A 26,890-nucleotide genomic window follows, 5' to 3' on the forward strand; every position below is an offset into this window, starting at 1 on the left:
TGCCCACTGAAGCACGGTGCCCCACTGAAGCACCATGCCCGGCTAAGCACTGTGCCCGGCTAGAGCACGCGAGGCGAAGCACGCTTGCTTCGCCTCGTGCCGGCACCCGCTCAGGCGATCATGCCCAAGTGATCATTGCTCAGGCGCCGCGGAGCTGGGCTCCGGTGCGCTCGGCGGCGAGGGCGACGGCAGCGTCGCGCGCCGCCGTGGTCTCCTCGACCGTGAGCGTACGATCGAGCGCCCGGAACCGCAGCGTGTAGGCCAGGGACTTGTTGCCCTCGCCCACCTGCGGGCCGGTGTAGACGTCGAACAGCCTGATCGACTCCAGCAGCTCGCCCGCCCCCGCCCGGAGGGCGGCCTCCACCTCGGCGACCGGGGTGGACACGGCGACGGTCAGCGCGACGTCCTGCGTGGCCACCGGGTAGGCGGACACGGCGGGCGCCTGCACCGGCCCGTCGGGGCTGAGCAGCGACAGCTCCAGCTCCATCGCGCAGGTGCGCGGCGGCAGCCCGTAGGCCTCGACGACCCGGGGGTGCAGCTCGCCGGCGTGACCGACCGGCACCGGCTCGCCGGTCTCCGCGTCGGTGACGGTCAGCGCGGCGCACCGCCCTGGGTGCCACGGCTCGTGCTGGTCGGCCCGGACGCCGAGCTCCACGCCCGCCGCCCGCGCGACCGTGCGGGCCGCCTCGACGGCGTCCGCCCAGGACGCCTGCCGGCCCTCACCCCACCAGCCGGAGCGCTCGAACTCGCCCGCCAGCACCACGGCCACCCGGAGCGGCTGCCTCGGCAGCGCCGTCTCGATCGCCGCCAGCTCCTCCTGCGTGGGCCTGCGGTCGACCGGCAGGACCGGAGCAGTCGCGGGGGCCTGCGGCTCGGGCCGATAGACCAGCCCGGACTCGAACAGCGCCACGTCGGAGAAGCCGCGGCCCACGTTGCGCACCAGGGTCTTCAGCAGGCCCGGCAGCAGCGTGGTCCGCATGTACGGCTCGTCCTCGCTGAGCGGATTGACCAGCCGGGTCGCCCGCCTGCGCGCGTCCTGCTCGGGCAGCAGCAGGTTGTCGAGGTCGCGCGGCCCCATGAACGGGTAGGCGAGCACCTCCACGTAGCCCGCCTGCGCCAGAGCCCAGCCCACCCGGCGGCGCAGCCGCTGCGCCTCGGTCAGCCCGCCCCCGGCCGGAGCGGGCGGCAGCACCGACGGGATGCGGTCATACCCCTCAAGCCGGACGACCTCCTCCGCCAGGTCGTTCGGGTCGGTCAGGTCGGGGCGCCACGTCGGCGGCGTCACCGTGATCAGGTCGTCCCCGTGGACGGCCAGCCGGTCGGCGAGGTCGCCGGAGGCGAGCACGCCGGTGGCCGCGACGCCGTGCCCGGCCGAGGCGGCGGGGGCGGCGCCCTCCGTCACCACGCAGCCGATCTGCTCCAGCCTGCGGATCACGCTCTCCCGCTCGTACGTCACGCCCGCCACTCGGCTGGGGTGGTCGGCCGGGATGGTGATCCGCACCGGCGAGACGTCCACCTGCGCGTGGGTCACGCCGGGATCGGCGACGGCCCCGCCCAGCTCGACCAGGAGCTGGACCGCACGCCACGACGCGGCCAGGGGCAGCTCGCGGTCGACGCCGCGCTCGAACCGCTTGGACGCCTCGCTCACCAGGTTGTGCCGTCGCGACTCACGGGCGATGCCGGTGGCGGAGAAGTGCGCCGCCTCGATGACGATGTCGATCGAGGTCTCGGAGATCTCCGTGTGCAGGCCGCCCATCGTGCCGGCCATCGAGATCGGGCCCGAGTCGTCGGTGATGAGGATGTCCTCGTCGTGGAGCGTGCGCACCACGTGGTCGAGCGTCTCCAGCGTCTCCCCCGGCCGGGCACGCCGTACGACGATCGGGCCGGACAGGCGCGACCGGTCGAAGGCGTGCAGGGGCTGGCCGAGCTCCAGCATCACGTAGTTGGTGATGTCGACGGCCAGCGAGACCGAGCGCATGCCGGCGCGGGCCAGCCGCATCCGCATCCACAGCGGAGACTCGGCGTCGGGGTCGAACCCGGTGACAGAGCGCAGCACGAAGCGGTCGCAGGCGGTGGGGTCGGCGATCGCCGCGGGCCAGGACTCGCCGCCGCCGGACTCCGCCTCGCTCGCGGCCGGGTCGCGGAACGGCACGCCGAACGCGATGGCCGCCTCACGGGCGACGCCGCGGATCGACAGGGCGTATCCGCGGTCGGTGGCGACCTCCAGTTCGAGCACGTCGTCACGCAGGCCGAGCAGCTCGACCACGTCGGCGCCGATCGGGGTGTCGCGCGGCAGCAGCAGGATGCCCGGGGAGGACTCGGCGATACCGAGCTCGGCCTCCGAGCAGATCATGCCGTCGGACAGGCGCCCGTAGGTCTTGCGGGAGCCGATCTCGAAGCCGCCGGGAAGCACCGCGCCGGGCAGCGCGACCGGGACCACGGCGCCCTCGGAGAAGTTCGTCGCGCCGCAGACGATCTCACGCGGCGTCGCCTCCCCCACCTCGACCTTGCAGTGCCGGATGGGCTTCTTGAACCCGGCCAGCTCCTCGATCTCGAGGACCCGGCCGACCACGACGTTCTTGATCTCGTGGCCGTGCGAGTGGATGGCCTCCAGCTTGAGGCCGGCGGCGGTGAGCCGGTCGGCCACTTCCTGGGCGGTGACCGCGGGGAGATCGACGTACTCCCGCAGCCATGAAAGCGGGACCTTCATCAGACCTCCATTCCGAACGGCAGGGTGAACCGGATGTCGCCCTCGACCATGTCACGCATGTCCTCGGCGTTGTGGCGGAACATCAGCGTCCGCTCCACGCCCATGCCGAAGGCGAATCCCGAGTAGACGGCGGGGTCGACGCCGCAGGCGAGCAGCACGCGCGGGTTGACCATGCCGCAGCCGCCCCACTCGATCCAGCCCTCCGACTTGCAGGTGCGGCAGGGCGGATTGCCCGGCACCGCCGAGGAACCGCGGCAGACGAAGCAGCGCAGGTCGAGCTCGGCCGACGGCTCGGTGAACGGGAAGTAGTGCGGCCGGAAGCGGGTGGTGATCCCCGCGCCGAACATCACCTCGGCGAACCGGTCGAGCGTGCCCTTCAGGTGGGCCATCGTCAGCCCCTTGTCGATCGCCAGGCCCTCGACCTGGTGGAAGACCGGGGTGTGCGTGGCGTCCAGCTCGTCGGTGCGGAAGGTCTTGCCCGGCGACACCACGTACACCGGCAGCGGGCGCGACAGCAGGGCCCTGATCTGCACCGGCGAGGTCTGGGTGCGCAGCACCTTGCCGGAGTCGACGCTCTCCACGAAGAACGTGTCGTGGTCGGACCTGGCCGGGTGGTCGGGGGCGATGTTCAGCGCGTCGAAGTTGAACCACTCGCCTTCGAGCTCTGGCCCCTCCGCCACCTCGTACCCCATCGCCACGAACGCGTCGGCGATGCGCTCCTGCAGGGTGGTCAGCGGGTGCCGGGCGCCGCGCGGCGCCCGGTCCCAGGGCAACGTGACGTCGACCGTCTCCTCGATGAGGACCCGCGCGTCCCGCTCGGCCTCCAGCTCGGCCTGGCGCGCGGCGAGCGCCTCGCCGATCGCCTTACGCGCGGCGCCGATCCGCTTGCCCGCCTCAGCGCGCGCGGCGGGCGGCAGCGCGCCGATCTCACGGTTCGCCAGCGCGATGGGCGAGCGGTCGCCCACGTGCGTCAGCCTGGCCTGCTTCAGATCGTCGAGGTCGCGGGCCGCGGCGATGGCGGCGAGAGCGTCGGCCTGCGCCCGCGCGACCTCGTCGGCGTGCAGCGGCGTCACCTCGACCGGGTCATAGGTATTCGACAAGAGAGAGCTCCGTATCCAGGGGCCTGCGAGCGCCCTGCGCTCAGCGTGGTCAGTTTAGTCCGATCAGCCCACCGGGCCGTCCTCCGCGCGATCGGCCTGTGGAAAAGGCTCAGGCGAAGTCAGGGGTGCCGGTGGGCAAGGTAAATCGGAACTCCGCGCCGCCGCCGGGCGCGCGCTGCACGCTGATGGTGCCGCCATGGGCCTCGATGAGGCCCTTGACGATGAACAGGCCGAGGCCGGTCCCCCCGCGGCGGCGGCCGTTGCCCCGCCAGAACTGGCGGAAGACGCGGCCGACCAGCTCGGGCGCCACGCCCTCACCCTGGTCCCGCACCGACACCGCCACACCCCATTCGACCGGCTCCACCACTATGGTCACCGTACCGCGCCCGTGGCGCACCGCATTTTCCACCAGGTTCGCGAGAATCTGGTCAATCTTGTCCTGGTCGAGCCACATCTCCGGCAGTTCGCCGAGGATTTCCAGCCGGAAGCGGTCCTCGGGCTCCCCCGCCGCCACCCGGCCCGCGACGATCCTGCGGACCCGGGCCGGCACGTCCACGATCTGGCGGTGGATCTCCACCCTGCCCGACTCGATGCGCGAGACGTCGAGCAGCTCGGTGATCAGCCGCGTCACCCGGTCGGCGTCGGCGTTGACCGTCTCCAGCATGACGCGCTTCTGCGCGTCGGTGAAGCGCTCCCACTTCGCCAGCAGCGTCGCGGTGAACCCCTTGACGCTGGTCAGCGGCGAGCGCAGCTCATGGGCCACGGTCGAGACCAGGTCGGCGCGGCTGCGCTCGATCCGGGCACGGGCGGAGGCGTCGCGCAGCGTGATCACGACGCGCTCCACCTCTCCGCCGCGCGGCGGCGTGCGGACGAAGCGCGCGGCGACCAGCATCTCCTGGCGGCCGGGCAGGTGCAGCGGCCGTTCCGGCTGGCGACTACGGATGGACAGCCCGCCCTGCGGGTCGAGCCACTTCCACCAGTCGCGGCCGTCCTGGTCCCGCATCGGCAGCACGTCGCCGACGAACCTGCCCACCGCCGCCTGTCTGGTCACCCCGGTCAGCCGCTCCGCGGCCCGGTTGACCATCAGGATCACACCGTCGGCGTCGGTGGCGACGAGGCCGTCGGGAAGGTCGTCGACGTCGATGCGCGCCCGCCCTCCGGCGTCCCCCTCAAGGGTGCCGCCGGGGGTGTCGTCACCTCGCACGAGAGCGCCTCCTCGAGCTCCGGAACTGCGCGCGCCGCCGCGTCCTGCGCGACTCCTTCGCCGACAATAGCGGGTTTCCCGGGCTCGGCAGCAGCCTCAGAGCGTGGGGGTAGTGGGATCTTCCACGGAATGTAAGGTCTGCCTCTGAGCGCGCGCGGAGGCGTACAGGCAGACCGCGGCCGCGGTGGCGAGGTTGAGGCTCTCCGCCCGCCCGTAGATCGGGACGCGCACCACCTCGTCGGCCAGGGCGAGGAGCTCGGGCGGCAGCCCCCACGCCTCGTTGCCGAACAGCCAGGCGGTGGGCACGTCGAGGGCGACCTCGTCGAGCGTCCGGGTGCCCGCGCCGTCGGCCGCGAGCACGCGCAGCCCCGCCTCCTTAGCGTGCCGTACGGCGTCCGCCACGGGGATGCCGGTCACGACCGGCAGGTGGAACAGGCTGCCGGCGCTGGCCCGCACGCACTTGGCGTTGTACGGGTCCACGGACGCGTCGGTGAACACCACCGAGTCGGCACCCGCGGCGTCGGCCGTACGCAGGACCGTGCCCGCGTTGCCGGGATCACGCACATGGGCGAGGATCGCCACCAGCCGGGCCCCCCGCGGCACCGCCTCGGCCGCCGGGACGTGCACGAACCGGCACACGGCCAGCAGGCCCTGCGGAGTGACCGTCTGGGTCAGCTCCGACATGACCTCACCGCTCGCGCGGTGGACCGGGACGCCCGCCGCAATGGCGGCGGCCACGATGTCGGCGTGCCGCGTCTCCGCCTCGACCGTCGTGAACAGTTCGACCGTGACGTCCTTGAGCGCGAGTGCCTCGCGGACCGCCTGCGGCCCTTCCGCCAGGAACGCCCGGTCGCGGTCCCGGAAAGCCCGCTTGGTCAGCCTGCGGGCCGCCTTGACGCGCGGCGACTTGATGTTGGTGAGCTCCGCCATGCCCGCTTGTCCCCCTTGACGTGAATGAGGGCCCGCCGTAGGCGGCGGGCCCTCGTCTGTGCGCAGGTGTCAGGCGACCGGCGCGTTCACGTCGGACGGGAGCGCCTTCTTGGCGGACTCGACCAGCGTGGCGAAGGTCTGCGTGTCGTTCACCGCGAGGTCCGCGAGGATCTTGCGGTCCACCTCGATGCCGGCCAGGCGCAGGCCCTGGATGAACCGGTTGTAGGTGACGCCGTTCGCGCGGGCGGCGGCGTTGATCCGCTGGATCCACAGCCGGCGGAACGTGCCCTTCTTGTCCTTGCGGTCCCGGTACGCATAGGTCATCGAGTGGAGCATCTGCTCCTTGGCCTTGCGGTAGAGCCGCGACCGCTGCCCGCGGTAACCGCTTGCCCGCTCGAGGACGACCCGGCGCTTCTTCTTGGCGTTGAGCGCCCGCTTCACGCGTGCCATGTTGTTCTATCTCCCCGGGTCGTTACTTCGCGAGCAGCTTCTTGATCTTCTTGGTGTCGGCGTCGGACATGACGACGACACCCTCGAGACGGCGCGTGCGAGTGGACGGCTTGTGCTCGAACAGGTGCTTCCGGTTGGCGCGGCGGCGGACAACCTTGCCGGTTCCGGTGAGCCGGAACCGCTTCTTCGCACCGCTGTGCGTCTTCATCTTCGGCATCTCAGCCGTCTCTCCTCTTTCGTCCGTGCCGACGGCCCGGGCCGGTGACCCGGGCCGACGGCCTGCCTTACCGCGAGACCGTCCCGGTCTCGGTTTCCATGTGCGTCTGCGGCGCCCCGCCTGGTGGTTCAGGCGGACGTCACTGCGGCTGCGCGGCCTGCTCCTCGGCGGGCTCCGCCTCCAGCGGGTCGGTGTCGGTGCCGCGGGCCTTTGCGGCGGCCTTCTCGGCCTTCGCCTCGGCCTTCTTCTTGTGCGGCCCGATCACCATGATCATGTTGCGACCGTCCTGCTTCGGCTGCGACTCGACGAACCCCAGGTCGGTCACGTCCTCGGCAAGGCGCTGCAGGAGCCGGAAGCCCAGCTCCGGCCGGGACTGCTCGCGACCCCGGAACATGATCGTGACCTTGACCTTGTCTCCCGCCTTCAGGAAGCGCACGACGTGACCCTTCTTGGTCTCGTAGTCGTGCGGGTCGATCTTCGGCCGGAGCTTGATCTCCTTGATGATCGTGTGGGCCTGGTTGCGGCGGGCCTCGCGCGCCTTCATGGCCGACTCGTACTTGAACTTGCCGTAGTCCATGAGCTTGCAGACGGGCGGGCGTGCCGTGGCCGCGACCTCCACCAGGTCGAGATCGCTCTCCTGCGCCAGCTTCAGTGCGTCGCCTATGGAGACGATGCCGACCTGTTCGCCGTTCGGGCCGACGAGGCGCACCTCGGGCACGCGAATACGGTCGTTGATGCGGGGCTCGGTGCTGATGGGACCTCCAAAAGACTTCCGCTTGTCTCGACCGCGCGGGGCAAAACAAAACCCCGCACGTCACGCATGCGGGGTCACTGAGCTCTCCTGCCGAAAACTCCGGTGGATCCTGGACCCGTCCGCCTTTCGGCGGAGCAGGTGGGAGGTGGACCTCCGCTTGCGCGTCCAGCTCATGCCGGACCGATCGAGTTCCTACGCTACCACAAGCCCGAAGACCCCTCGACGTATTCCGGGCCTGCCACCAGAGCGCCACGGGAGCGCTCCCCCCGTGGTGCTCCCGAGGCGCTCAGGGGGCGCTCAACCGGCCGCGCGCCGGGCGATCTCGGCCTCGCCGGCGGAGCGCATCGCCTCCACCGGCACGTCCGCCCGGCCGGTCATCAGCTCGACCTGCCGCGCCGCCTGGTGCAGCAGCATCGGGAACCCGCCGATCACCGTGCGGCCCCGCGCGCCTGCGGCCGCGGCCAGCGGCGTCGGCCAGGGCGCGTAGACGACGTCGAACAGGGCCGCCTTCTCAGGCAGGCCGGCCGCGACCCGCTCGGCCAGCGCGTCGGCCGCGCCGGACGGCAGCGTGGAGACGACCAGGTCGGCCGCGGGATCGAAGTCGCCGAAGGAGCGCACGGTCACCGTGGTGCCGAGGTGCTCGGCGACCCGCAGAGTCTCTCCCGCGCGGGCCGGGTCGCGCACGACCAGCGTGACCTCCGCGAGGCCCGTCTCCCGCAGGGCGGCGACGGCCGAGGCCGCGGTGGCGCCGCCGCCCAGGACCACCGCCGAGGCGGGGGCGGGCACGCCTGCCTCCGCGAGCGCCTGGACGATGCCGTACACGTCGGTGTTCTCACCGTGCCGCGCGCCGTCGCGGAACACCACCGTGTTGGCGCCGCCGACCGCGACGGCGAGGTCGGAGACGGTGTCGAGCAGCGGCAGCACGGCCCGCTTGAGCGGCATCGTGAGCGACAGCCCCGCCCACTGCGGGCCGCACCCGCCGACCAGGTCCGCCAGCCCGTCCTCGGCGCACTCGATCGCGTCGTAGCGCCAGTCCGCCAGGCCCATCGCCGCGTACGCCGCCCGGTGCAGCACCGGGGACAGCGAGTGCGCGATCGGGGAGCCCAGCACGGCGGCACGCCTGCCGGTGGCGGTCATTTGTTGTTCCTGTTGAACTCGTCGCGGAGCTTCCAGAACTCCGACTCCTTGTCGGTGAACTTGGTGATGCCCCGCTTGGGGTCGACCGTCACGAAGTACAGCCAGTTGCCGTCCGCCGGGTGCAGCGCGGCCTCGATCGCGTGGTCGCCGGGGTTGGCGATCGGGCCGGGCGGCAGGCCGAAGTACTTGTAGGTGTTGTACCGCGAGGTGCTCTCCAGGTCGGCGTGCGAGGCCGCGATGCCGTACTTGTTCAGGCCGTACATGACCGTGCTGTCCATGCCCAGCTTCATCTGGGGATTGGAAGTCAGCCGGTTGTAGATGACCCGGGCGACCTTCGGCATGTCCTCGGCGCTGCCGGACTCGGCCTGCACGATGCTGGCGATGACGATGATCTGCTTGGCGGTGAAGCCGAGCTGCTTGGCCTGGCCCTCCAGGTCGACCCGATCCGCGGTCTGGTTGAACCGGTCGACCATCTTGGTGAGGATCTGCTGCGGGGTGAGCTTGCTGCTGATCTCGTACGTTGCCGGGAACGCGAAGCCCTCCAGCCGGCCCTTGGCGTACGAGGGAAGCCCGATGTCGGCGCGGGCGGCCTTCTTGAAGTCCTCGACCGGCTTGCCGGTGGCGGTCGACAGCTCCTCGTAGATCTTGCTGAGCCGCAGCCCCTCGCGGATGGTCAGGCGGTTGAGCATCCGGTTCTTGGGGTCGAGCAGGGTCAGGGCCGAGGCGGCGGACATGCCCTTGCGCATCTCGTACTGGCCCGGCTGGAGAGAGGAGCTCTTGCCCGCGGCGCCGATGGCGTTGACGAACGCCCTGGCGCTGGCGACGACGCCCTCGTCCTCCAGCATCTGGGCGACGTCGGTGGCGCTCGCGCCCTCCTCGATCTCGACGACGACCTCCCCGCGCCCCTCCCCGCTGTAGTCCTTGGGGATCATCACGCTGCGCGCCCAGGTGAACCCGAAGTAGCCGAGGCCGCCGAGGACCCCGATGATGATCACAACGGCGAAAAGCGTGGCGACCCTGCCCTTGCGCCGCTGCTTCTTGCGGCGTCTGCGGCTACGCCGCTGCTGGGTCCGGCTACCAGAGGTCCGGCGCCGGGGAGAACCGTCGTCGTCCTCGGCGCCGAGCAGGATGTCCATGTCCAGATCATTCATAGTGCGCTGGCCAATCTCTCGGTACGAGAGGCCTCCCGTCAAGCGAGTGTGCCAAACCGAGGGGGTTCGGGACAGGGGGTTCCGCGGGGGGCGTTCCCGATATGTGGAGCCCCGCCCGGGGGCGGCGGGGCCGTGCGGACGCACCGGGCGCGCTCCGGAACGCCGCGGGACGGCGCCGCGCGGATGACCCGGCGGCGGTCAGTTCGTCCCGAGATACCTGTTCAGCTCCTCCCGATATTTCCTGAACTCCGCCTCTTTGTCAGTGAATTTGGTGATTTTACGCCGGGGATCTGTGGTGACGAACCACCACCACGCGCCCTCGGCGGGGTGGAGGGCGGCCGCGAGCGCGCTCTCCCCCGGATTGCCGATGGGCCCGGGCGGCAGCCCGGAACGCGCATAGGTGTTGTACGGCGAGTCGACCCGCGTGTCCTGAGTGCTGACCTTGAGGGTGTGGCGGTTCAGCACGTAGTTGACCGTGCTGTCCATCTCCAGCTTCGCGCCGCGCGCGAGACGGTTGTACACCACTCTGGCGATCTTGGGGTAGTCGGCCGGGACGCCGCCCTCGGCCTGCACGATGCTGGCGACCGTCACCGCCTGTCTGGGCGTGAGCCGCACCCGCGGCGCCAGCTCCTCCAGCTTCACCTTCGCGGCGGCGACGCGGAACCGGGCCGTCATCTTCCTGAGCAGATCGACGGCCGTCATCCCCGGCTCGATCTCGTACGTCGCGGGGAACAGGAAGCCCTCCGCCGCCCCCTCCGCGTACGCGGGCAGCCGCAGGCGCCGCGGCTCGGCGACGGCGTCGGTGAAGTCCTGCAAAGGGATGCCGGTCCGGTCGGCCAGCGTGCGCAGCGCCTCGCTGGTGCGCAGTCCCTCGGGCACGGTGACCGTGCGCATGACCCTGCTCGCGGGCGACAGCAGCAGATCGAGGGCTCCGGCGGCGGCCATGCGACGCCGCAGGGTGTAACGGCCCGGGTGCAGGCCGCTCTCCTTGGAGCGCGTGATCACCTGCTCGACGAACGACCGGGCGCTGGCCACCACGCCGGCCCGCTCCAGCGTCTCACCGATCTCGGCGGCGCTCGCCCCCGGTGTGATCTCGACCGTGACCGTGCCCGAGCCGCCCCCGGAGTAGTCGGGAGCCTTGTCGGGCTGCCCGACCACCTGGTGCACGCCGTACGCCACCGCCACCGCGACCAGGGCGAGACCCCCGGCCACGGCGGCCGCGGTCCGCCTCACCGCGGTGTCCCGCCGCTCGCTTCCTCACCGGGCCCGTTGCCGGGCCGCGGTGGTTCGAGAGGTCTGCCGGGGGGATTGCCGGTGGCCCGCTCGCCGTCGAGCGCGGCCTGCAGCAGCACGACGGCCGCCGCCTGGTCGATCACGTCACGCTGGTTGCGCGCCTTCACACCGCTGGAGCGCAGGCCCTGCTGGGCGCTGACCGTGGTGAGCCGTTCGTCCACCAGCCTGATCGGGACCGGAGCCACCCGGGCGGCCAGCCGCACGGCGAACTCGCGCGCGGCCCCGGCGGCGTGGCTCTCCCTGCCCGACAGCGACGTGGGCAGCCCGACCACGATCTCGATCGCCTCGTGCTCGGCCGCGATCTCCTCGATCCTCGCCAGGTCGCCGCGGCCGCGCCGTACGGTCTCCACCGGCGTGGCCAGCAGACCCGACGGGTCGCTGCGGGCCACGCCGATGCGGACGGAGCCGACGTCGACCCCGATCCTGGCACCGTGCCTCATCGGCGGCTCACACCACCGCGGAGGAGATGGCCTCCTCGACCGCGCGAAGCGCGTCCCCGATCGCCTCGGGCCGCGTGCCACCGCCCTGGGCCACATCGTCCTTGCCGCCACCGCCACCCCCGAGTGCCTTGGCGGCGACGCCGACGAGCCGGCCCGCCTTCAGGCCACGCGCGCGTCCCGCCTCGTTGACCGCGGCGACGACGACCGGCCGGTCAGAGGGGACGCCGGAGACGACGACGACCGCGGCGCGATCGCCAGGGAACCTGCCGCGCACATCGAGGGCGAGTTTACGCAGGTCGTCGGCGGTGGTGCCATCAGGCGCGCGGTGCGTCACGACGGAGACGCCCTGCATGTCGCCGGCCTGTGCGGCGAGTTCGCCGGCCACCGCGAGCACCTGGGCCGAGCGGAGCTTGTCCAGCTCCTTCTCCGCCGTCCGCAGCCGGGTGACGATGCCCTCGATGCGCTCGGGCAGCTCCTCGCGGCGGGTCTTGAGCTGCTCGCTGAGCTGGGCGACCAGCACGCTCTCCCGGGCCAGGAACCGGAACGCGTCGAGGCCGACGAGCGCCTCCACCCGGCGCACCCCCGCGCCGATGGACGACTCGCCCAGCACCTTCACCAGGCCGAGCTGGCCGGAGCTGGCCACGTGCGTGCCGCCGCACAGCTCGCGGGAGTAGTCGCCGACCTCGACCACCCGGACCTCGTCGCCGTACTTCTCGCCGAACAGCGCGAGCGCGCCCATCGCGCGGGCCTGCGCCTGGCTGGTGTAGAAGGCGTTGACCTTGAGGTCGTTGATCAGGACGGCGTTCACCTCGTCCTCGACGTCACGCAGCATCGACGGGGAGACGGCCCCGGCCGCGGTGAAGTCGAAGCGGAAGCGGCCCGGGGAGTTCTCCGAGCCCGCCTGGGCCGCCGACTCGCCGAGGGCGTTGCGGAACCCGCGGTGGACCAGGTGGGTCGCGGTGTGGCTGCGGGAGATCGCGCGGCGCCGCTCCAGGTCGATGTCGGCATGCGCCTGGTCGCCCACCCGCACCTCGCCGGTGCGCACCTTGCCGCGGTGCACGACCAGGCCGGACACCGGCGACTGGACGTCCACGATCTCGATCTCCGCGCCGCCGGTGCGGATCAGGCCCTGGTCGGAAAGCTGACCGCCGCCCTCCGCGTAGAACGGGGTGCGGTCGAGCACGACCTCCAGCGTGGTCCCCGCGCCGGCCGCCGGGACGGACGCGCCGTCGACGAGCAGGCCGATGACGTTGGCCTCGGCGGTGGTGTGGTCGTATCCGAGGAAGTCGACCTTCCCGGCCTTCTCCAGGATGCCGGTGAACACCGAGATGTCGGCGTTGCCGGTCTTCTTCGCCGCGGCGTCGGCCTTGGCCCGGTCCCGCTGCTCCTTCATGAGCCGGCGGAAGCCCTCCTCGTCCACCTGGAGGCCCTGCTCGGCGGCCATCTCCAGGGTGAGGTCGATCGGGAAGCCGAAGGTGTCGTGGAGCTGGAACGCCTGGTCGCCGCTGAGCGTCGCGGCGCCCTTGCGCTTGGTCTCCTCCACCGCGACGTCGAAGATCGCCGTGCCGGTGCGGAGCGTGCCGATGAACGACGCCTCCTCGGCGTCGATGACCGTGTGGATGTTGGCGGCGTCGGCCTTGAGCTCGGGATACTGCTCGCCCATCACGTCGATGGTCACGGCGGTGAGCGCGTGCAGGTGCCGCTCCTCGCCCGCGCCGAGCAGGCGGAGGTTGCGGATCGCGCGGCGCAGCATGCGGCGCAGCACGTAGCCGCGGCCCTCGTTGGACGGCAGCACGCCGTCGCCGACGAGCATGACGCCCGCCCGCATGTGGTCGGCGATCACCCGCAGCGACACGTCGGCGCGCTTGTCACGCCCGTAGCGCGACCGGGTGAGGTCGGCCGCCGTGTCGAGGATCTTGTACGTCGTGTCGATCTCGTAGATGTTGTCGACACCCTGCAGGATGGCCGCCATGCGCTCCAGGCCCATGCCGGTGTCGATGTTCTTGGCCGGCAACTCGCCCGCCACGTCGAAGTCGATCTTGTTGCGGACCGTGCTGAGCTGGAACTGCATGAAGACGAGGTTCCACACCTCGAGGTAGCGGTTCTCGTCGGCGATCGGCCCGCCCTCGCGGCCGTACTCGGGCCCGCGGTCGTAGTAGATCTCCGAGCACGGGCCGCCGGGCCCGGGGACCCCCATGTGCCAGTAGTTGTCGGCGAGGTCGCGGCGCTGGATGCGGTCGAGCGGCAGGCCCACCTCGCGGTGCCAGATGTTCTGGGCCTCGTCGTCGTCCAGGTAGACGGTCGCCCACAGGCGGTCCTCCGGGAAGCCGAAGCCGCCGTCGGACTCGGGCCGGGTGAGCAGCTCCCAGGCGAACGGGATCGCCTGCTCCTTGAAGTAGTCACCGAAGGAGAAGTTGCCGAGCATCTGGAAGAAGCTGGCGTGCCGGGTGGTCTTGCCGACCTCGTCGATGTCGAGGGTGCGCATGACCTTCTGCGCGCTGGTCGCCCGCCGGAACGGCGGCGTCTGCTGCGCCAGGAAGAAGGGCTTGAACGGGACCATCCCCGCGTTCACGAGGAGCAGCGTCGGGTCCTCGGCGACCAGGCTGGCCGAGGGCACGACTGTGTGCCCGCGCTCCTCGAAGAAGCGCAGGAAGCGGCGCGCGATCTCTGCCGACTCCATTTCAGCGGCCATCCTTTACGTCGTAGATTCTGTTCTTGCCTGTGGTGGTTCCATCAACCGTGTCGAGCCCGAGCTCGGCGCGCAACTCGGTTTCCCTGCTCGCCGACAGGTGGCGCACCTCGCCGGCGAAGTCCCTGAGCTGGTCGGCGAGGGTCACCGCGCGATCGGCGGTGCGCCTGGCCACGTGGTCGGGCCGCAACGACTGAAGCTTACGCATGGTCCAGACCGTGAGGAACGCGCCCAGGGCCATGTAGAAGAGCCGCCGGATCATCCGCGTCCCCTCCCGATCGCCCGGCGCTCCACGGCGCGCTCGGCCGCGTGCCGCTCGCTGAGCCTGTCCCCGGCGCGAGGGCCGGTGCGCGGTGCCGTACGCGGGCCGCCGCGGGCAACCCGCCGGGCCGGGACCCTGCGGGCGGCGCGCCGGGCCAGCGCCATGCGGAAGCCGTCCCTGAAGGCGGAGATCTTGAGCACCGGACCCGCGAACAGCGTGGACGCCACCCCGGTGATCCTGACCATGTTGCCGCTGACATCACGCATGTTGTCCGTGATCTCCTCGGCCGCCACCAGCCGCCGGTTGGCCTCGGAGACGGTCTGGCTCATGTCGTCGAGGAGCGGGGCGATGCGGTCGCTCAGCTCGGCCACCGACTTGCGGGTCTCGGTCAGCAGTCTGGCCAGCCTGACCAGCACGACGACCATGAAGCAGACCAGGATCACCCAGAAAATGGCGACCACGAGGCCCGCCAGCTCTCCCGCGGTAAGCATGTGCCGATCTCCCTGGATCAACGGAGCTGGAATGGCAAGACCTTACCGCGAACGACCTGCCCGCCGTTCCGCACCACACACCAGGGCTGCTCCGCCCACACACCAGGGCCGCTCCGCATCATGCGCACCGGGCCTCATACCGGACCGCACAGCGGACGGCACAGCGGACGGCACAGCGGCGGTGCTCAGCCGCCGCGCAGGAAGCTCCGGATCTTCGCCCAGCGCTCGGCGAACCGCGCCTCCGCGCCGTGCATGGTCGGCTCGTAGTAGCGACGCTCGCGGAGCTCCTCGGGCGCGTAGTCCTGGCGGACGAGGCCGTGCTCGAAGTCGTGCGGGTACTGGTAGCCCCTGCCGTGGCCGAGCTTCTTCGCGCCCGGGTAGTGGGCGTCGCGCAGGTGGTCCGGGATGCGGCCCACCATGCCGCGCCGCACGTCGTCGGAGGCCGCGCCGATCGCCTTCACGACCGCGTTCGACTTGGGCGCCAGCGCGCAGTGAATGACCGCCTGAGCGAGGTTGATCCTGCCCTCGGGCAGGCCGATGAACTCCACCGCCTGGGCGGCGGCCACCGCGACCTGCAGGCAGGTCGGATCGGCCATTCCCACGTCCTCGCTCGCGAAGATCACGATCCGGCGGGCGACGAACCGCGGGTCCTCCCCCGCCTCCACCATCCGGGCGAGGTAGTGCAGCGCCGCGTCGGCGTCCGAGCCGCGCATGCTCTTGATGAACGCGCTGACCACGTCGTAGTGCTGGTCGCCCTGCCGGTCGTAGCGCACGGCCGCCTTGTCGACGGCCTTCTCCACCACCTCGACCGTGACCTCCGCCGTGACCTCGTCGGCGAGCATCGCGGCGGCTTCCAGGTAGGTCAGCGAGCGCCGCGCGTCGCCGCCGGCCAGCCGTACGAGCTGGTCGAGGGCGTCGGGGTGCAGCGTGACGCGCCCGCCGAGGCCGCGCGGGTCGGCCACCGCGCGCTCCAGGACGGCGCGGACGTCGTCTTCGGCCAGCGGCTCAAGGGTGAGCAGCAGCGAACGGGACAGCAGCGGGGAGATGACGGAGAAAAACGGATTCTCCGTCGTCGCGCCGATGAACGTGACCCAGCGGTTCTCCACGGCGGGCAGCAGCGCGTCCTGCTGCGCCTTGTTGAACCGGTGGACCTCGTCGACGAACAGCACGGTCTGCCTGCCGGACATGCCGAGCTCGCGGCGGGCCTGGTCGATGGCGGCGCGCACGTCCTTGACCCCGGCGGAGACCGCCGAGATCTCCACGAACCTCCGCTTGGTCGCGCCCGCCACGACGTAGGCCAGCGTGGTCTTGCCGGTGCCCGGGGGTCCCCACAGGAACAGCGACATCGGGGCGTCGCTCTCCACCAGCCGGCGCAGCGGCGTGCCGGTCCCCAGCAGGTGCCGCTGGCCGATCACCTCCTCCAGCGAGCGCGGCCGCATCCGCACGGCCAACGGCTCCTGGCCCCGGTGCGCCTCCTCGGCGGCCGAATCGAACAGGCTCTCCACGTCGCCGACATTACCGTCAGCCGCCCCACACGGCCGTCGCGCCCGTGTGCCCGGTCCGTAGGACGTAGTAGCCGACGACCACGGCGAGGATCACGGCGATGGCCGACACGACCAGGGCGACGGCCCGCGAGCGGCCGCCCTCGGGGGCGCGGCGGGCCCGGGTGAGCCACACCATCAGCAGCGACGCGACGGTCAGCAGCGCGGTCACCGGCACGAGGATGTCCGCGAACCCGCTGTGAACCTCGATCGCCGGGGAGGGCCGGCCCTGGAACATCCGGGCCTCCAGCGCCTCCCCGCTCTCCTTGGCCGCGAACGCCGCGGCGAGGGCCACCACGGCGGTCGCCACCAGGGCCCAGTCGAGCTTGTGCCGCAGACGGGGCAACGCGGCGTACGCGATCGACAGCGCCGCGAGCAGCGGCACGAAGATCACTGCCGCGTGGACGATGAGTGCATGGGCCGGGAGCCCGAGGACCTGGTCGAACATCGTGCATCGCTCCTGGAGACGGCGGCCGGGGGCACGGATCGCGGGTCGTCCCCCGGTCTACGGATTCGCTCGGCAGGAGGTTCCCAGGCAGATCTGAGAGCAAGATGAGCGCAAACCGTCGTGATACCCCTGGGACGTCCGTTTTACACGAAGCCAACGGGATCACGGATAGAGTGACGCCTCAGTCGTAACAAAAGGGGAAAGGGAAGGCATAGCGGTGACCGACACTGATCGGCAGAAGCAACCGGCTTCGCGCGTGAGCACGGCCGGGCGCGCGACCACACCCCGTCGCCGCCTGCGTGGCACCCTCGGCGCCGGGCTGGGGCTCCTCGCACTGGCGGGCAGCCTGGTGGCCTGCAGTGACGGCTCGGCCGACAACGCAGCGCAGGCCACCCCGTCGGCCTCACCCTCGGCCTCCGATTCCACGGGCCCCACGGTGAAGCACACCGAGCTGACGCAGCCCACGCCGTCGGCCGCGCCCACCAGCCTGCGTCAGGTCACCTGCGAGTACCGCAAGGACGACACGGGCGCCCCGTCGAAGTTCGTGGGCTTCCCGCCCAGCAAGCTGAGCAGAGGGGTCATCGCGGCCAAGAGGATGGTCATCACCACGAACCAGGGCCGGATCATCATCGACCTGGCCACCAAGGACGTGCCGTGCGCGGTGAACTCCTTCGCCTTCCTGGCCAAGAAGAACTTCTTCGACAACACCGTCTGCCACCGCCTCGCGACCGTGGAGACCGTCGGCCTCGGCATGCTGCAGTGCGGCGACCCGCTGGCCAAGGGCGACGGCAAGAGCAAGGACGACGGCGCGGGCGGCCCGGGATACCTGTTCAACGACGAGAACCTCGGCGGCCTGCCGCTCAGCCGCGGCACGGTGGGGCTGGCGCAGGCCACGGAGGACGCCAACTCCAACGGCAGCCAGTTCTTCATCTCCTTCACGGACGAGAACACCCAGCTGACCGCCATGGGCGCCGCCTTCACGATGATCGGTGTCGTGACCAAGGGCATGGACGTCATCGACAAGATCGCCAAGGGTGGGATCATCCCGTTCAACGGCGACCCCACGGCCGACGTGCGGGGCGAGGGCTCCAACGCCCCCAAGAAGAAGGTCGTGATCAGGGACGTGTCCATCGTCTGACCGGGCCTCAGGCACAGGACGGCCCCCGCGACCGGTGTCGCGGGGGCCATCTCGCGTTCTACCGCCGTTCTACTGCGCGGGCGCGGGCTCGGGCTTGTCGGCCTCGCCCTTGTCGGCCTTGGGCGTGGCGTCCACGCCGGCCTCCTTGCGCTGGTCCGGGCTGATCGGGGTGGGCGCCCCGCTCAGCGGGTCGTAGCCGGACGCCGTCTTCGGGAAAGCGATCACGTCCCGGATCGACTCACCGCCCGCCAGCAGCATGCAGACGCGGTCCCAGCCGTAGGCGATGCCTCCGTGCGGCGGCGGGCCGTACTTGAACGCCTCAAGCAGCCAGCCGAACTTGCTCTCGGCCTCCCCCTTGGAGATGCCGAGCACGTCGAACACGCGCTGCTGCATCTCGGCGCGGTGGATACGGATCGAGCCGCCGCCGATCTCCATGCCGTTGCAGACCATGTCGTAGGCGTAGGCCAGAGCCTCGCCCGGCTTGTCCTGGAAGATGTCGGCCCACTCCGGCTTCGGGGAGGTGAACGGGTGGTGGACCGGGGTCCAGCCGCCCTCTCCATCCTCCTCGAACATCGGGGCGTCGACGATCCACAGGAACGACCACTGCGACTCGTCGATCAGGTCGCAGCGGCGGCCGATCTCCAGACGGGCCGCACCCAGCAGGTCGCGGGAGGCCGCGCGTGCGCCGGCCGCGAAGAAGATCGCGTCGCCGGGCTTGGCGCCGGTCTTCCCGGCGAGGCCGGCCAGCTCGGTCTCCGACAGGTTCTTGGCCACCGGGCCGCCCAGCGTGCCGTCCTCCTGCACCAGCACGTACGCGAGGCCGCGGGCGCCGCGCGACTTGGCCCACTCCTGCCAGGCGTCGAGCTCCTTGCGGGTCTGCGAGCCCCCGCCGGGCATCACGACCGCGCCCACGTACGGCGCCTGGAAGACGCGGAACGAGGTGCCGGAGAAGTAGTCCGTGAGGTCGGTCAGCTCGACGCCGAAGCGCAGGTCCGGCTTGTCCGAGCCGTACCGCGCCATGGCCTCGGCGTACGTCATCCGGGGCAGCGGCGTGGGCAGCTCGTAGCCGAGCGTCTCCTTCCAGATCCGCCCGATCAGCGCCTCGCCCAGCTCGATCACGTCGTCCTGGTCCACGAAGGACATCTCGATGTCGATCTGGGTGAACTCGGGCTGCCGGTCGGCCCGCAGGTCCTCGTCGCGGAAACAGCGGGCGAGCTGGTAGTAGCGCTCCAGGCCGGAGACCATGAGGAGCTGCTTGAACAGCTGCGGCGACTGCGGCAGGGCATACCAGCTGCCCGGCTGGAGCCGCACGGGCACCAGGAAGTCGCGGGCGCCCTCGGGCGTCGAGCGGGTCAGGCTCGGGGTCTCGACATAGACGAACCCGCGCTCGCGCATGACCTCGTTGGCGAGGTAGGTCGCCTGCGAGCGGATCCGCAGCGCGTCGGCGATGTGCTGGCGGCGGATGTCGAGGTAGCGGTACTTCAGCCGCGCCTCCTCCGACACGCCCGAGCCGCCCTCGATCGGGAACGGCAGCGGGGCCGACTCGCTCAGCACCTCCACCTCGGAGGCGACGACCTCGATCTCGCCGGTGGGCAGATCGGGGTTGTCGTTGCCGGCCGGGCGGTGGCGTACCTCGCCGGTGACCTTCACGCAGTATTCCGCGCGCAGGTCGTGGGCGTGGTCCTCCTCGCGGAAGACCACCTGGGCCGAGCCGGAGGCGTCGCGCAGGTCGATGAAGACCACGCCGCCGTGGTCGCGCCGGCGCGCCACCCATCCGGCGAGCGTCACCTTCTGGCCCGCGTGCTCCTTGCGGAGCGTGCCTGCCTCGTGGGTGCGGATCACGAGAGTTTCCCCTTCAAGAACTCGACGACCTCCGCGAGTGGAACCGCGGTCTGGTCGGCTGTGGTCAGGTCTTTCACTTGCACGGCGCCCGCCTCGATATCTCGGTCGCCGAGGATGAGCGCGTACCGCGCGCCGCTGCGGTCGGCGGCCTTCATCGCGCCCTTGACGCCACGGCCGCCGAAGGCCATGTCCACGGCGAGACCGGCCCGGCGCAGCTCGCTCACGAGCGGGAACACGCGCCGCCTGGCCTCCTCGCCGAGCGGCACGGCGAACACCTCGACGCCGCGGGGCCGCTCGGCCAGCAGGCCCTCGGCCTCCATCGCGAGCACCGTGCGGTCCACCCCGAGGGCCCAGCCCACGCTGGGCAGCGCCGGGCCGCCGATCTGCTCGCTCAGCCCGTCGTAGCGTCCTCCCCCGCCGACCGCGGACTGGGCGCCCAGGCCGTCGTGCAGGAACTCGAAGGTCGTACGCGTGTAGTAGTCCAGGCCGCGCACGAGCCGGGGGTCGTCCTCGTACGCCACGCCGGCGGCCGTCAGCAGGCCCCTGACCTCCTCGTGGTAGGCCTTGCAGGCCCCGCACAGGTGATCGGTGACCAGCGGCGCGTTCTCCAGCTGCGCGCGCACCTCGGGGCGCTTGTCGTCGAGCACCCGCAGCGGGTTGATCTCGATCCGGTCGCGGGTGGGCTCGTCGAGGTCCAGGCCGCGCAGGAAGTCCTGCAGCGCGGCGCGGTAGGCCGGGCGGCACTCCTTGCAGCCCAGCGAGTTCAGCAGCAGCCGGACGCCGCGCAGGCCCAGCGAGGCGTAGCCGTCCATCGCGAGGACGATGAGCTCGGCGTCGAGCGCCGGGTCCTCGGCCCCCAGGGCCTCCGCCCCCACCTGGGAGAAGTGGCGGTAGCGTCCGGCCTGGGCCCGCTCGTAGCGGAAGTAGCTGCCCGAGTACCACAGCTTGATCGGCAGCGGCCCGCCGTACAGGCCGTGTTCGAGCACGGCCCGCACCACGCTCGCGGTGCCCTCGGGGCGCAGCGTCAGCGACTGGCCGCCCCGGCTCGTGAACGTGTACATCTCCTTGGTCACGATGTCGGTCGACTCGCCGACGCCGCGCGAGAACAGCGAGGTGTCCTCGAAGGCCGGCGTCTCGATGTAGCCGTAGCCGGCGCGGCGGGCCGGCGCGGCCAGGGCGTCCCGTACGGCGAGAGCCCACTCCGAACGCGGGGGCATCCAGTCGAAGGTGCCCTTGGGCGCCTGAAAGGTCATCACAATCCCCTGGTCGGGCCTGCGTGCGGCGCGACGTCCCTGAGGAAGGGGTTGGTCGCGCGCTCGCGGCCGATGGTCGTCTGAGGTCCGTGGCCGGGCAGGACCGTTGTCTCGTCCGGCAGCGTCAGCGTCTTGGCGAGGCTGCGCAGGATGGCGGCGTGGTCCCCGCCGGGCAGGTCGGTGCGGCCGATGGAGCCGGCGAACAGCAGGTCGCCCGCGAACAGGACCTGGAAGTCCTCGACGGGCGTCCGGAACGTCACCGACCCCCTGGTATGGCCCGGCCTGTGCTCGACCGTGAGCTCGAGCCCGGCCAGCGACAGCACGGCCCCGTCGGCCAGCTCCCGCACGTCGTCGGGCTCGGAAAGTTTCAGCCCGCCGAACACCTGGCCCGTCTGCGGCGAGAACCCCTTCGCCGGGTCCGACAGCAGATCGCGGTCATCCGGGTGGATCCACGCGGGCACGTCGCGGGCGCCGCACACCGGGGCCACCGACCACACGTGGTCGATGTGGCCGTGGGTGAGCAGCACCGCGACCGGCTTCAGCCGGTGCTCACCCAGCAGCGCGTCGAGATCCGCAACAGCGTCCTGACCTGGGTCGATGACCACGCACTCCTCGCCTGCTGCGGGAGCGACGACGTAACAGTTGGTCTGGAACGACCCTGCGGGAAACCCGGCGACGAGCACGGAAGCGGCCTCTGCGTCTCTACGGATCAATCAAGGATTGCGCGAGCGAATGTAACCGAAGGGTACCGGTGCGGGTCGGCAGGCTGCGAACCAATACCCGTCAGCCGATACGATTCGCCCACCTCAATAGTCATTCTTGGAGCAGTCGAGCCGGATGCTATAGAACAGGCCACCGTTCCCGGAGCACCTCCCGGGTGTGGCGGGCCGCCCCGGCGAGATCGCGTCCGGGCGTACGACCATGAGAAACAGGACGAGTCGGGAGGTCGAAGTGGTCACCGGCAAGGACCGGCAGAAGCAGCTGGCCCGGGAACACTACGAACGGCAGTTGCGGGCACGCGTGGAGCGCGAGCAGAAGACACGACGCAACGCGATCATAGGCACCACCGCGGCCGTGGTGGTGGTGATCGGCGGCGTGGTGGCGGCGACGACCCTAATGGGCGGCGGCGACGGCGACGCCACGGCGTCCGCGTCCGCGTCGGCCTCGGCGAGCAGCCAGCCCCTCGCGAACGACCCCAAGCCGTACGACCCCGCCAAGGGCACCTGCGGCTACGTCGCCGACGAGAGCAGCGGTCAGGTCAAGAACGTGGGGACGCCGCCGGAGAAGGTGAGCACCGCCCCGGCGACCATGACCATCAAGACCAACCTCGGCGACATCGTCGCGAGGCTGGACAGCGAGAAGGCGCCCTGCACGGTCAACTCGTTCAAGTTCCTGGCCTCGAAGGACTACTTCGACGACACGAAGTGCCACCGGATGGGCACGGACTTCCCGATCCTGCAGTGCGGGGACCCGCTGGCCAAGGCCGACGGCAAGAACCCGACCGACGGCCAGGGCGGCCCGGGCTACCGCTTCGCCAACGAGAACCTCGCGGGCGCGAAGTACACCCGGGGCGTGCTCGCGATGGCGAACAGCGGACCGAACACCAACGGAAGCCAGTTCTTCATCGTGTTCGGAGACACCGGGCTGACGCCCGACTACACGCCTTTCGGTACGGTGACCAAAGGACTCGAAATCGTGGACAAGGTCGCCAAGAAGGGCGTCATCGCCAGCGCCGGCGGGGACGGCACTGGTGCCCCGAAGCAGCCCGTGGTCATCAAAGACGTGACAATCACCAGCAAGAGCTGACGTAATACAACCAAGGGCACATCGAGCCCTGGAGGCTGATTCAAGTGCGGGAGGACACGGTGAGCACCGACCCGTGGGGCCGGGTAGACGAGGACGGCACCGTCTACGTGCGTACGGCTGAGGGAGAACGGGCCGTCGGGTCCTGGCAGGCCGGTGAGCCGGAGGAGGCGCTGGCCTACTACCGCCGGAAGTTCGACGAGCTGGCGGGCCAGGTGCAGCTCCTGGAGCAGCGGGTGCGCGGCACCGACCTCGCGCCGGCCCAGGCCGAGGCGAGCATCACCAAGTTGCGGGAGTCGGTGACCGAGGCGCACGCGGTCGGCGACCTCGGCTCGCTGCAGGACCGGTTGACGGCGCTGACCGAGCTGGTCGGCAAGCGGCGCGAGGAACTGCGGGCCGCGCGCGACCAGGCTCGGGTGCACGCGCGCGAGGTGAAGGAGCGCATCGTCGCCGAGGCCGAGCGCATCGCCGAGGAGACGACGCACTGGAAGTCCGGCGGCGAGCGGCTGCGGCAGCTCGTCGAGGAGTGGAAGGCCGCCGAGCGGGTCGACCGGGCCACCGAGGCGACGCTGTGGAAGAAGCTGTCCACGGCGCGTACGGCCTTCGCCAAGCGGCGCAAGGCGTACTTCTCCTCGCTCGACCAGCAGCGTGACGCGGTGCGCGGCACCAAGGAGCGCATCGTGAGCGAGGCGGAGGCGCTGGCGGACTCGACGGACTGGAACGCCACCGCGGCGGCCTACCGGGAGCTGATGCGCGAGTGGAAGGCCGCCGGGCGCGCCTCCCGCGAGGTCGAGGACGAGCTGTGGACGCGGTTCAAGGGCGCCCAGGACCAGTTCTTCCAGGCCCGCTCGGCGGTGTTCGCGGAGCGGGACGCCTCCTTCGCGGCCAACGCGGAGGCGAAGGAGGCCCTGCTGGCGGAGGCCGAGAAGCTGCTGCCGGTCACCGACGCGCGCACCGCGCGTTCGGCGCTGCGCGGCATCCTGGAGCGCTGGGAGGCCGCGGGCCCGGTGCCGCGCGAGCAGCGCGACCGCCTGGAGGGCGGGCTGCGCAAGATCGACGACGCGGTCCGCAGGGCCGAGGACACCGAGTGGAAGCGCTCCAACCCGGAGGCCAGGGCCCGCGCCCAGGACACGGTCAACCAGCTCCTCAGGTCGATCGACCAGCTGGAGACGCGGCTGGCTAAGGCCCAGACGGCCGGCCGGGACAAGGACGCCAAGGAGGCGGAGGAGGCGCTGGCCGCCCGGCGCTCCTGGCTCCAGGAGGCGGAGCGGACGCTCGCCGAGTTCTCCTGACCCCTCCCCCCACTCCCCCTCGGCGTGATCTTGTAGTTTGTCGCACGCCGGGGGGCTGAGCTGGGCAGACGCATTCCGTGATCTTGCACTGATTCGGCCCCACTCCACCCCGGCCTGGGCGAAGAAACTTCGTGATCATGCATCGAGGTCGGGACGCGCGGCTGCACGCCCGTCGAGTGCATGATCACGCGCAGCGTGTCTGCAGCTCGTTCATGCCGTGAATGCGTTCAGTGCAAGATCACGGAGTGCGTCCGCGAACGTCGCGCGCCCTCCCTGCGACAAACTACAAGATCACGCCCGTGGAGGGGGTTAGCTGGTGACGCGGTAGACGTCGTAGACGCCCCCGACGGTGCGCACCGCCTTGAGCACGTGGCCGAGGTGCTTGGGGTCGCCCATCTCGAAGGTGAACTTGCTGATCGCCACCCGGTCGCGGCTGGTCGTCACCGAGGCCGACAGGATGTTCACGTGCTGGTCGGACAGGGTCCGCGTGACGTCGGACAGCAGCCGTGGCCGGTCGAGCGCCTCCACCTGGATGGCGACGAGGAAGACCGAGTCGTCCCCGGGCGACCAGGAGACCTCCACCAGCCGGTCGGGGTGGGAGTTGAGCTGCTCCACGTTGGGGCAGTTGTTGCGGTGCACGGACACGCCGTGCCCCCGCGTGACGAACCCGACGATCTCGTCTCCCGGCACCGGCGTGCAGCAGCGCGACAGGCGGACCCACACGTCGGGGTCGCCCGCGACCATCACGCCGGCGTTCGAGTTGGCCCTCAGACGGCCCTTGAGCCGCGTGGGGACCTGGGCCTCGGCGATGTCCTCCTCGGCCCCCTCGACGCCGCCCAGGGCCTGTACGAGCTTGTCCACAACCGACTGCGCGGTGAGGTGCCCCTCGCCGACGGCCGCGTACAGGGCCGAGACGTCGGCGTAGCGCAGGTCCCTGGCCAGGGCCAGCAGCGCCTCGCCGGACATCAGCCGCTGCAGCGGCAGGCCCTGCTTGCGCATGGCCCGCCCGATCGCCTCCTTGCCCGCCTCGATGGCGGTCTCGCGGCGCTCCTTGGTGAACCACTGGCGGATCTTGTTGCGGGCCCGGCCGCTCTTGACGAACTTGAGCCAGTCCCGCGACGGCCCCGCGTCCGGCGACTTCGACGTGAAGATCTCGACGGTGTCGCCGTTGCCGAGCCGGGACTCCAGCGGGACCAGCCTGCCGTTCACCCGCGCGCCGATACATCGGTGGCCGACCTCGGTGTGCACGGCGTACGCGAAGTCGACCGGGGTGGCGCCCTCGGGCAGGGCGATCACCTGGCCGCGCGGGGTGAAGACGAACACCTCCGACACCGACAGGTCGAAGCGCAGCGACTCCAGGAACTCCCCGGGATCGGAGGTCTCCTTCTGCCAGTCCAGCAGCTGGCGGAGCCAGGCCATGTCGTTGACCTGCTTGACCTTGCCGGGACCGGACCCGACCGTCTCCTCCTTGTACTTCCAGTGCGCGGCCACGCCGTACTCGGCGCGGTTGTGCATGGCCCGCGTGCGGATCTGGAGCTCGATGGCCTTGCCCTCGGGGCCCATGACCGTCGTGTGCAGCGACTGGTACATGTTGAACTTGGGCATGGCGATGTAGTCCTTGAACCGCCCCGGCACCGGCTTCCACTGGGCGTGGATCGTTCCGAGCGCCGCGTAGCAGTCGCGGACCGTGTCGACCAGCACGCGGATGCCCACCAGGTCGTAGATGTCGTCGAAGGCCACACCCTTGGCGATCATCTTCTGGTAGATCGAGTAGTAGTGCTTGGGCCGGCCGCGCACGGTCGCCTTGATCTTCGCCTCGCGCAGGTCGGCGGAGACCTTCTCGATGACCTCGTGCAGGAACAGGTCGCGGCGCGGCGCGCGCTCCGACACCATCCGGGCGATCTCGTCGTACCGCTTCGGGTAGAGCATGGCGAACGCGAGGTCCTCCAGCTCCCACTTGATGGTGTTCATGCCGAGCCGGTGGGCCAGCGGCGCGAAGATCTCCAGCGTCTCCCGCGACTTCTGCTGGCGCTTGTGCTCGGGCATGTAGCGCATGGTTCGCATGTTGTGCAGCCGGTCGGCCAGCTTGATCACCAGCACGCGGATGTCGCGCGACATCGCGACGACCATCTTGCGCACGGTCTCGGCCTGCGCCGCGTCGCCGAACTTCACCTTGTCGAGCTTGGTCACGCCGTCGACGAGCAACGCGATGTTGTCGCCGAAGTCGGCCCGTAACTCGTCGAGGCTGTAAGCGGTGTCCTCGACGGTGTCGTGCAGCAGGGCGGCGCACAGCGTCTCGTCGTCCGTGCCCAGCTCAGCCAGGATCGTCGCCACCGCGAGCGGGTGGGTGATGTACGGGTCACCGCTCTTGCGCTTCTGATCGCGGTGATGATACGCGGCGACGTCGTACGCGCGCTCGATCAGCCGCAGGTCTGCTTTGGGATGGGTGGCACGGACCGTCTTGAAGAGCGGTTCCAACACCGGATTCATGGCACCCCACTGCCCCCCGAAACGGGCGAGCCTCCGTCGCGTGGCCGGCGACGCCGGCTTGTCCTCCGGGACCGCCGCAGGGTCGCGCGCCGCGTCGGGGGGCACGTCTGCGACGGGCTCGGGGACGTCGCGGGAGATGACTCCGCGATCGACCCGCGCGCTGTCGGGCACGACCACATCACGGGGCACACAGACTCCTCACGTCGAGTCCAGATTCCACAGTGTATCCGTGCTGCCACAGCACTCTCCGCCGCG

The 26,890-nt window shown here is 70.9% G+C and carries 23 protein-coding genes; 3 read left to right on the plus strand and 20 right to left on the minus strand.

Annotated elements, in window-relative coordinates:
* Nucleotides 1-139 precede the first annotated feature (139 nt).
* From ACGFIB_RS35020 to ACGFIB_RS35095, 16 genes are all read right to left on the minus strand, one after another.
* Nucleotides 140-2,710 (minus strand): phenylalanine--tRNA ligase subunit beta, encoded by a 2,571-nt coding sequence (locus ACGFIB_RS35020; RefSeq protein ID WP_393377676.1) that lies wholly within the window; start codon nt 2,708-2,710, stop codon nt 140-142.
* Nucleotides 2,710-3,810 carry a phenylalanine--tRNA ligase subunit alpha gene (gene pheS / locus ACGFIB_RS35025; protein WP_393377678.1) on the minus strand — a complete coding sequence of 367 codons (1,101 nt, stop codon included), beginning with the start codon at nt 3,808-3,810 and terminating at the stop codon, nt 2,710-2,712. The genes ACGFIB_RS35020 and pheS overlap by 1 nt, the downstream gene beginning before the upstream one ends.
* Before the next feature lie 109 nt (nt 3,811-3,919).
* Nucleotides 3,920-5,014 (minus strand): sensor histidine kinase, encoded by a 1,095-nt coding sequence (locus ACGFIB_RS35030; protein ID WP_142575217.1) that lies wholly within the window; start codon nt 5,012-5,014, stop codon nt 3,920-3,922.
* Nucleotides 5,015-5,110: 96 nt separating this feature from the next.
* Nucleotides 5,111-5,944 carry a TrmH family RNA methyltransferase gene (locus tag ACGFIB_RS35035; RefSeq protein ID WP_357264971.1) on the minus strand — a complete coding sequence of 278 codons (834 nt, stop codon included), beginning with the start codon at nt 5,942-5,944 and terminating at the stop codon, nt 5,111-5,113.
* A gap of 69 nt (nt 5,945-6,013) precedes the next feature.
* Nucleotides 6,014-6,394: a 50S ribosomal protein L20 gene (gene rplT / locus ACGFIB_RS35040; RefSeq protein WP_142575215.1), complete on the minus strand. Its 381-nt coding sequence runs from the start codon at nt 6,392-6,394 to the stop codon at nt 6,014-6,016.
* Between the two features lie 22 nt (nt 6,395-6,416).
* A complete protein-coding gene (rpmI, locus tag ACGFIB_RS35045) occupies nt 6,417-6,611 on the minus strand; it encodes a 50S ribosomal protein L35 (RefSeq protein WP_142575214.1) in 195 nt (64 codons plus the stop codon).
* 139 nt (nt 6,612-6,750) lie between these two features.
* Nucleotides 6,751-7,365 (minus strand): translation initiation factor IF-3, encoded by a 615-nt coding sequence (infC, locus tag ACGFIB_RS35050; RefSeq protein ID WP_142575213.1) that lies wholly within the window; start codon nt 7,363-7,365, stop codon nt 6,751-6,753.
* A 297-nt stretch (nt 7,366-7,662) separates the two neighbouring features.
* On the minus strand, nt 7,663-8,502 hold the full coding sequence (locus ACGFIB_RS35055) for a shikimate dehydrogenase (RefSeq protein ID WP_393377681.1): 840 nt from the start codon (nt 8,500-8,502) through the stop codon (nt 7,663-7,665).
* Nucleotides 8,499-9,638, minus strand: a complete 1,140-nt coding sequence (gene mltG, locus ACGFIB_RS35060) for an endolytic transglycosylase MltG (RefSeq protein WP_223854214.1) — start codon at nt 9,636-9,638, stop codon at nt 8,499-8,501. The genes ACGFIB_RS35055 and mltG (ACGFIB_RS35060) overlap by 4 nt, the downstream gene beginning before the upstream one ends.
* Nucleotides 9,639-9,851: 213 nt before the next feature.
* Nucleotides 9,852-10,886, minus strand: a complete 1,035-nt coding sequence (gene mltG, locus ACGFIB_RS35065; protein ID WP_393377684.1) for an endolytic transglycosylase MltG — start codon at nt 10,884-10,886, stop codon at nt 9,852-9,854.
* Nucleotides 10,883-11,386 carry a Holliday junction resolvase RuvX gene (gene ruvX / locus ACGFIB_RS35070; RefSeq protein ID WP_191054431.1) on the minus strand — a complete coding sequence of 168 codons (504 nt, stop codon included), beginning with the start codon at nt 11,384-11,386 and terminating at the stop codon, nt 10,883-10,885. Before ruvX ends, mltG (ACGFIB_RS35065) begins: the two co-directional genes overlap by 4 nt.
* 7 nt (nt 11,387-11,393) lie before the next feature.
* Nucleotides 11,394-14,066 carry an alanine--tRNA ligase gene (gene alaS, locus ACGFIB_RS35075; protein ID WP_357264975.1) on the minus strand — a complete coding sequence of 891 codons (2,673 nt, stop codon included), beginning with the start codon at nt 14,064-14,066 and terminating at the stop codon, nt 11,394-11,396.
* 1 nt (nt 14,067) lies between these two features.
* Nucleotides 14,068-14,337: a hypothetical protein gene (locus ACGFIB_RS35080; protein ID WP_142575207.1), complete on the minus strand. Its 270-nt coding sequence runs from the start codon at nt 14,335-14,337 to the stop codon at nt 14,068-14,070.
* Entirely contained in the window at nt 14,334-14,828 is a 495-nt protein-coding gene (locus tag ACGFIB_RS35085) for a DUF948 domain-containing protein (protein WP_357250934.1), read from the minus strand. The genes ACGFIB_RS35080 and ACGFIB_RS35085 overlap by 4 nt, the downstream gene beginning before the upstream one ends.
* 185 nt (nt 14,829-15,013) lie before the next feature.
* A complete protein-coding gene (locus ACGFIB_RS35090) occupies nt 15,014-16,333 on the minus strand; it encodes a replication-associated recombination protein A (RefSeq protein ID WP_393377687.1) in 1,320 nt (439 codons plus the stop codon).
* Between the two features lie 16 nt (nt 16,334-16,349).
* Entirely contained in the window at nt 16,350-16,817 is a 468-nt protein-coding gene (locus ACGFIB_RS35095) for a DUF2231 domain-containing protein (RefSeq protein ID WP_393377689.1), read from the minus strand.
* A 217-nt stretch (nt 16,818-17,034) separates the two neighbouring features.
* On the opposite strand from ACGFIB_RS35095, the gene ACGFIB_RS35100 reads away from it, so the two are divergent.
* Nucleotides 17,035-17,955, plus strand: coding sequence for a peptidylprolyl isomerase (locus ACGFIB_RS35100; protein ID WP_142575203.1), 921 nt, complete (start codon nt 17,035-17,037; stop codon nt 17,953-17,955).
* A 69-nt stretch (nt 17,956-18,024) separates the two neighbouring features.
* Here ACGFIB_RS35100 and aspS read toward each other — a convergent pair whose 3' ends face one another.
* Genes aspS through ACGFIB_RS35115 form a run of 3 tightly spaced genes read right to left on the minus strand, consistent with a single transcriptional unit; the run spans nt 18,025 to nt 21,733 of the window.
* Nucleotides 18,025-19,797: an aspartate--tRNA ligase gene (aspS, locus tag ACGFIB_RS35105; protein ID WP_357250940.1), complete on the minus strand. Its 1,773-nt coding sequence runs from the start codon at nt 19,795-19,797 to the stop codon at nt 18,025-18,027.
* Nucleotides 19,794-21,050, minus strand: a complete 1,257-nt coding sequence (hisS, locus tag ACGFIB_RS35110; RefSeq protein WP_357250943.1) for a histidine--tRNA ligase — start codon at nt 21,048-21,050, stop codon at nt 19,794-19,796. Before hisS ends, aspS begins: the two co-directional genes overlap by 4 nt.
* The gene (locus tag ACGFIB_RS35115; RefSeq protein ID WP_191054460.1) at nt 21,050-21,733 is read right to left on the minus strand and encodes an MBL fold metallo-hydrolase; all 684 of its coding nucleotides are present in this window, start codon (nt 21,731-21,733) and stop codon (nt 21,050-21,052) included. The genes hisS and ACGFIB_RS35115 overlap by 1 nt, the downstream gene beginning before the upstream one ends.
* Nucleotides 21,734-21,971: 238 nt before the next feature.
* Here ACGFIB_RS35115 and ACGFIB_RS35120 point away from each other — a divergent pair, with 238 nt between their 5' ends.
* The gene (locus ACGFIB_RS35120) at nt 21,972-22,856 is read left to right on the plus strand and encodes a peptidylprolyl isomerase (protein WP_142575200.1); all 885 of its coding nucleotides are present in this window, start codon (nt 21,972-21,974) and stop codon (nt 22,854-22,856) included.
* 59 nt (nt 22,857-22,915) lie between these two features.
* Nucleotides 22,916-24,145, plus strand: coding sequence for a DUF349 domain-containing protein (locus ACGFIB_RS35125; RefSeq protein ID WP_142575199.1), 1,230 nt, complete (start codon nt 22,916-22,918; stop codon nt 24,143-24,145).
* A gap of 309 nt (nt 24,146-24,454) precedes the next feature.
* Here the strand turns inward: ACGFIB_RS35125 and ACGFIB_RS35130 are convergent, their stop codons facing one another.
* Nucleotides 24,455-26,824 (minus strand): RelA/SpoT family protein, encoded by a 2,370-nt coding sequence (locus ACGFIB_RS35130; protein WP_373292534.1) that lies wholly within the window; start codon nt 26,822-26,824, stop codon nt 24,455-24,457.
* Between the last annotated feature and the right edge of the window lie 66 nt (nt 26,825-26,890).

Source organism: Microbispora bryophytorum (assembly GCF_043197435.1).
GTDB classification, from domain to species: Bacteria; Actinomycetota; Actinomycetes; order Streptosporangiales; family Streptosporangiaceae; genus Microbispora; species Microbispora bryophytorum.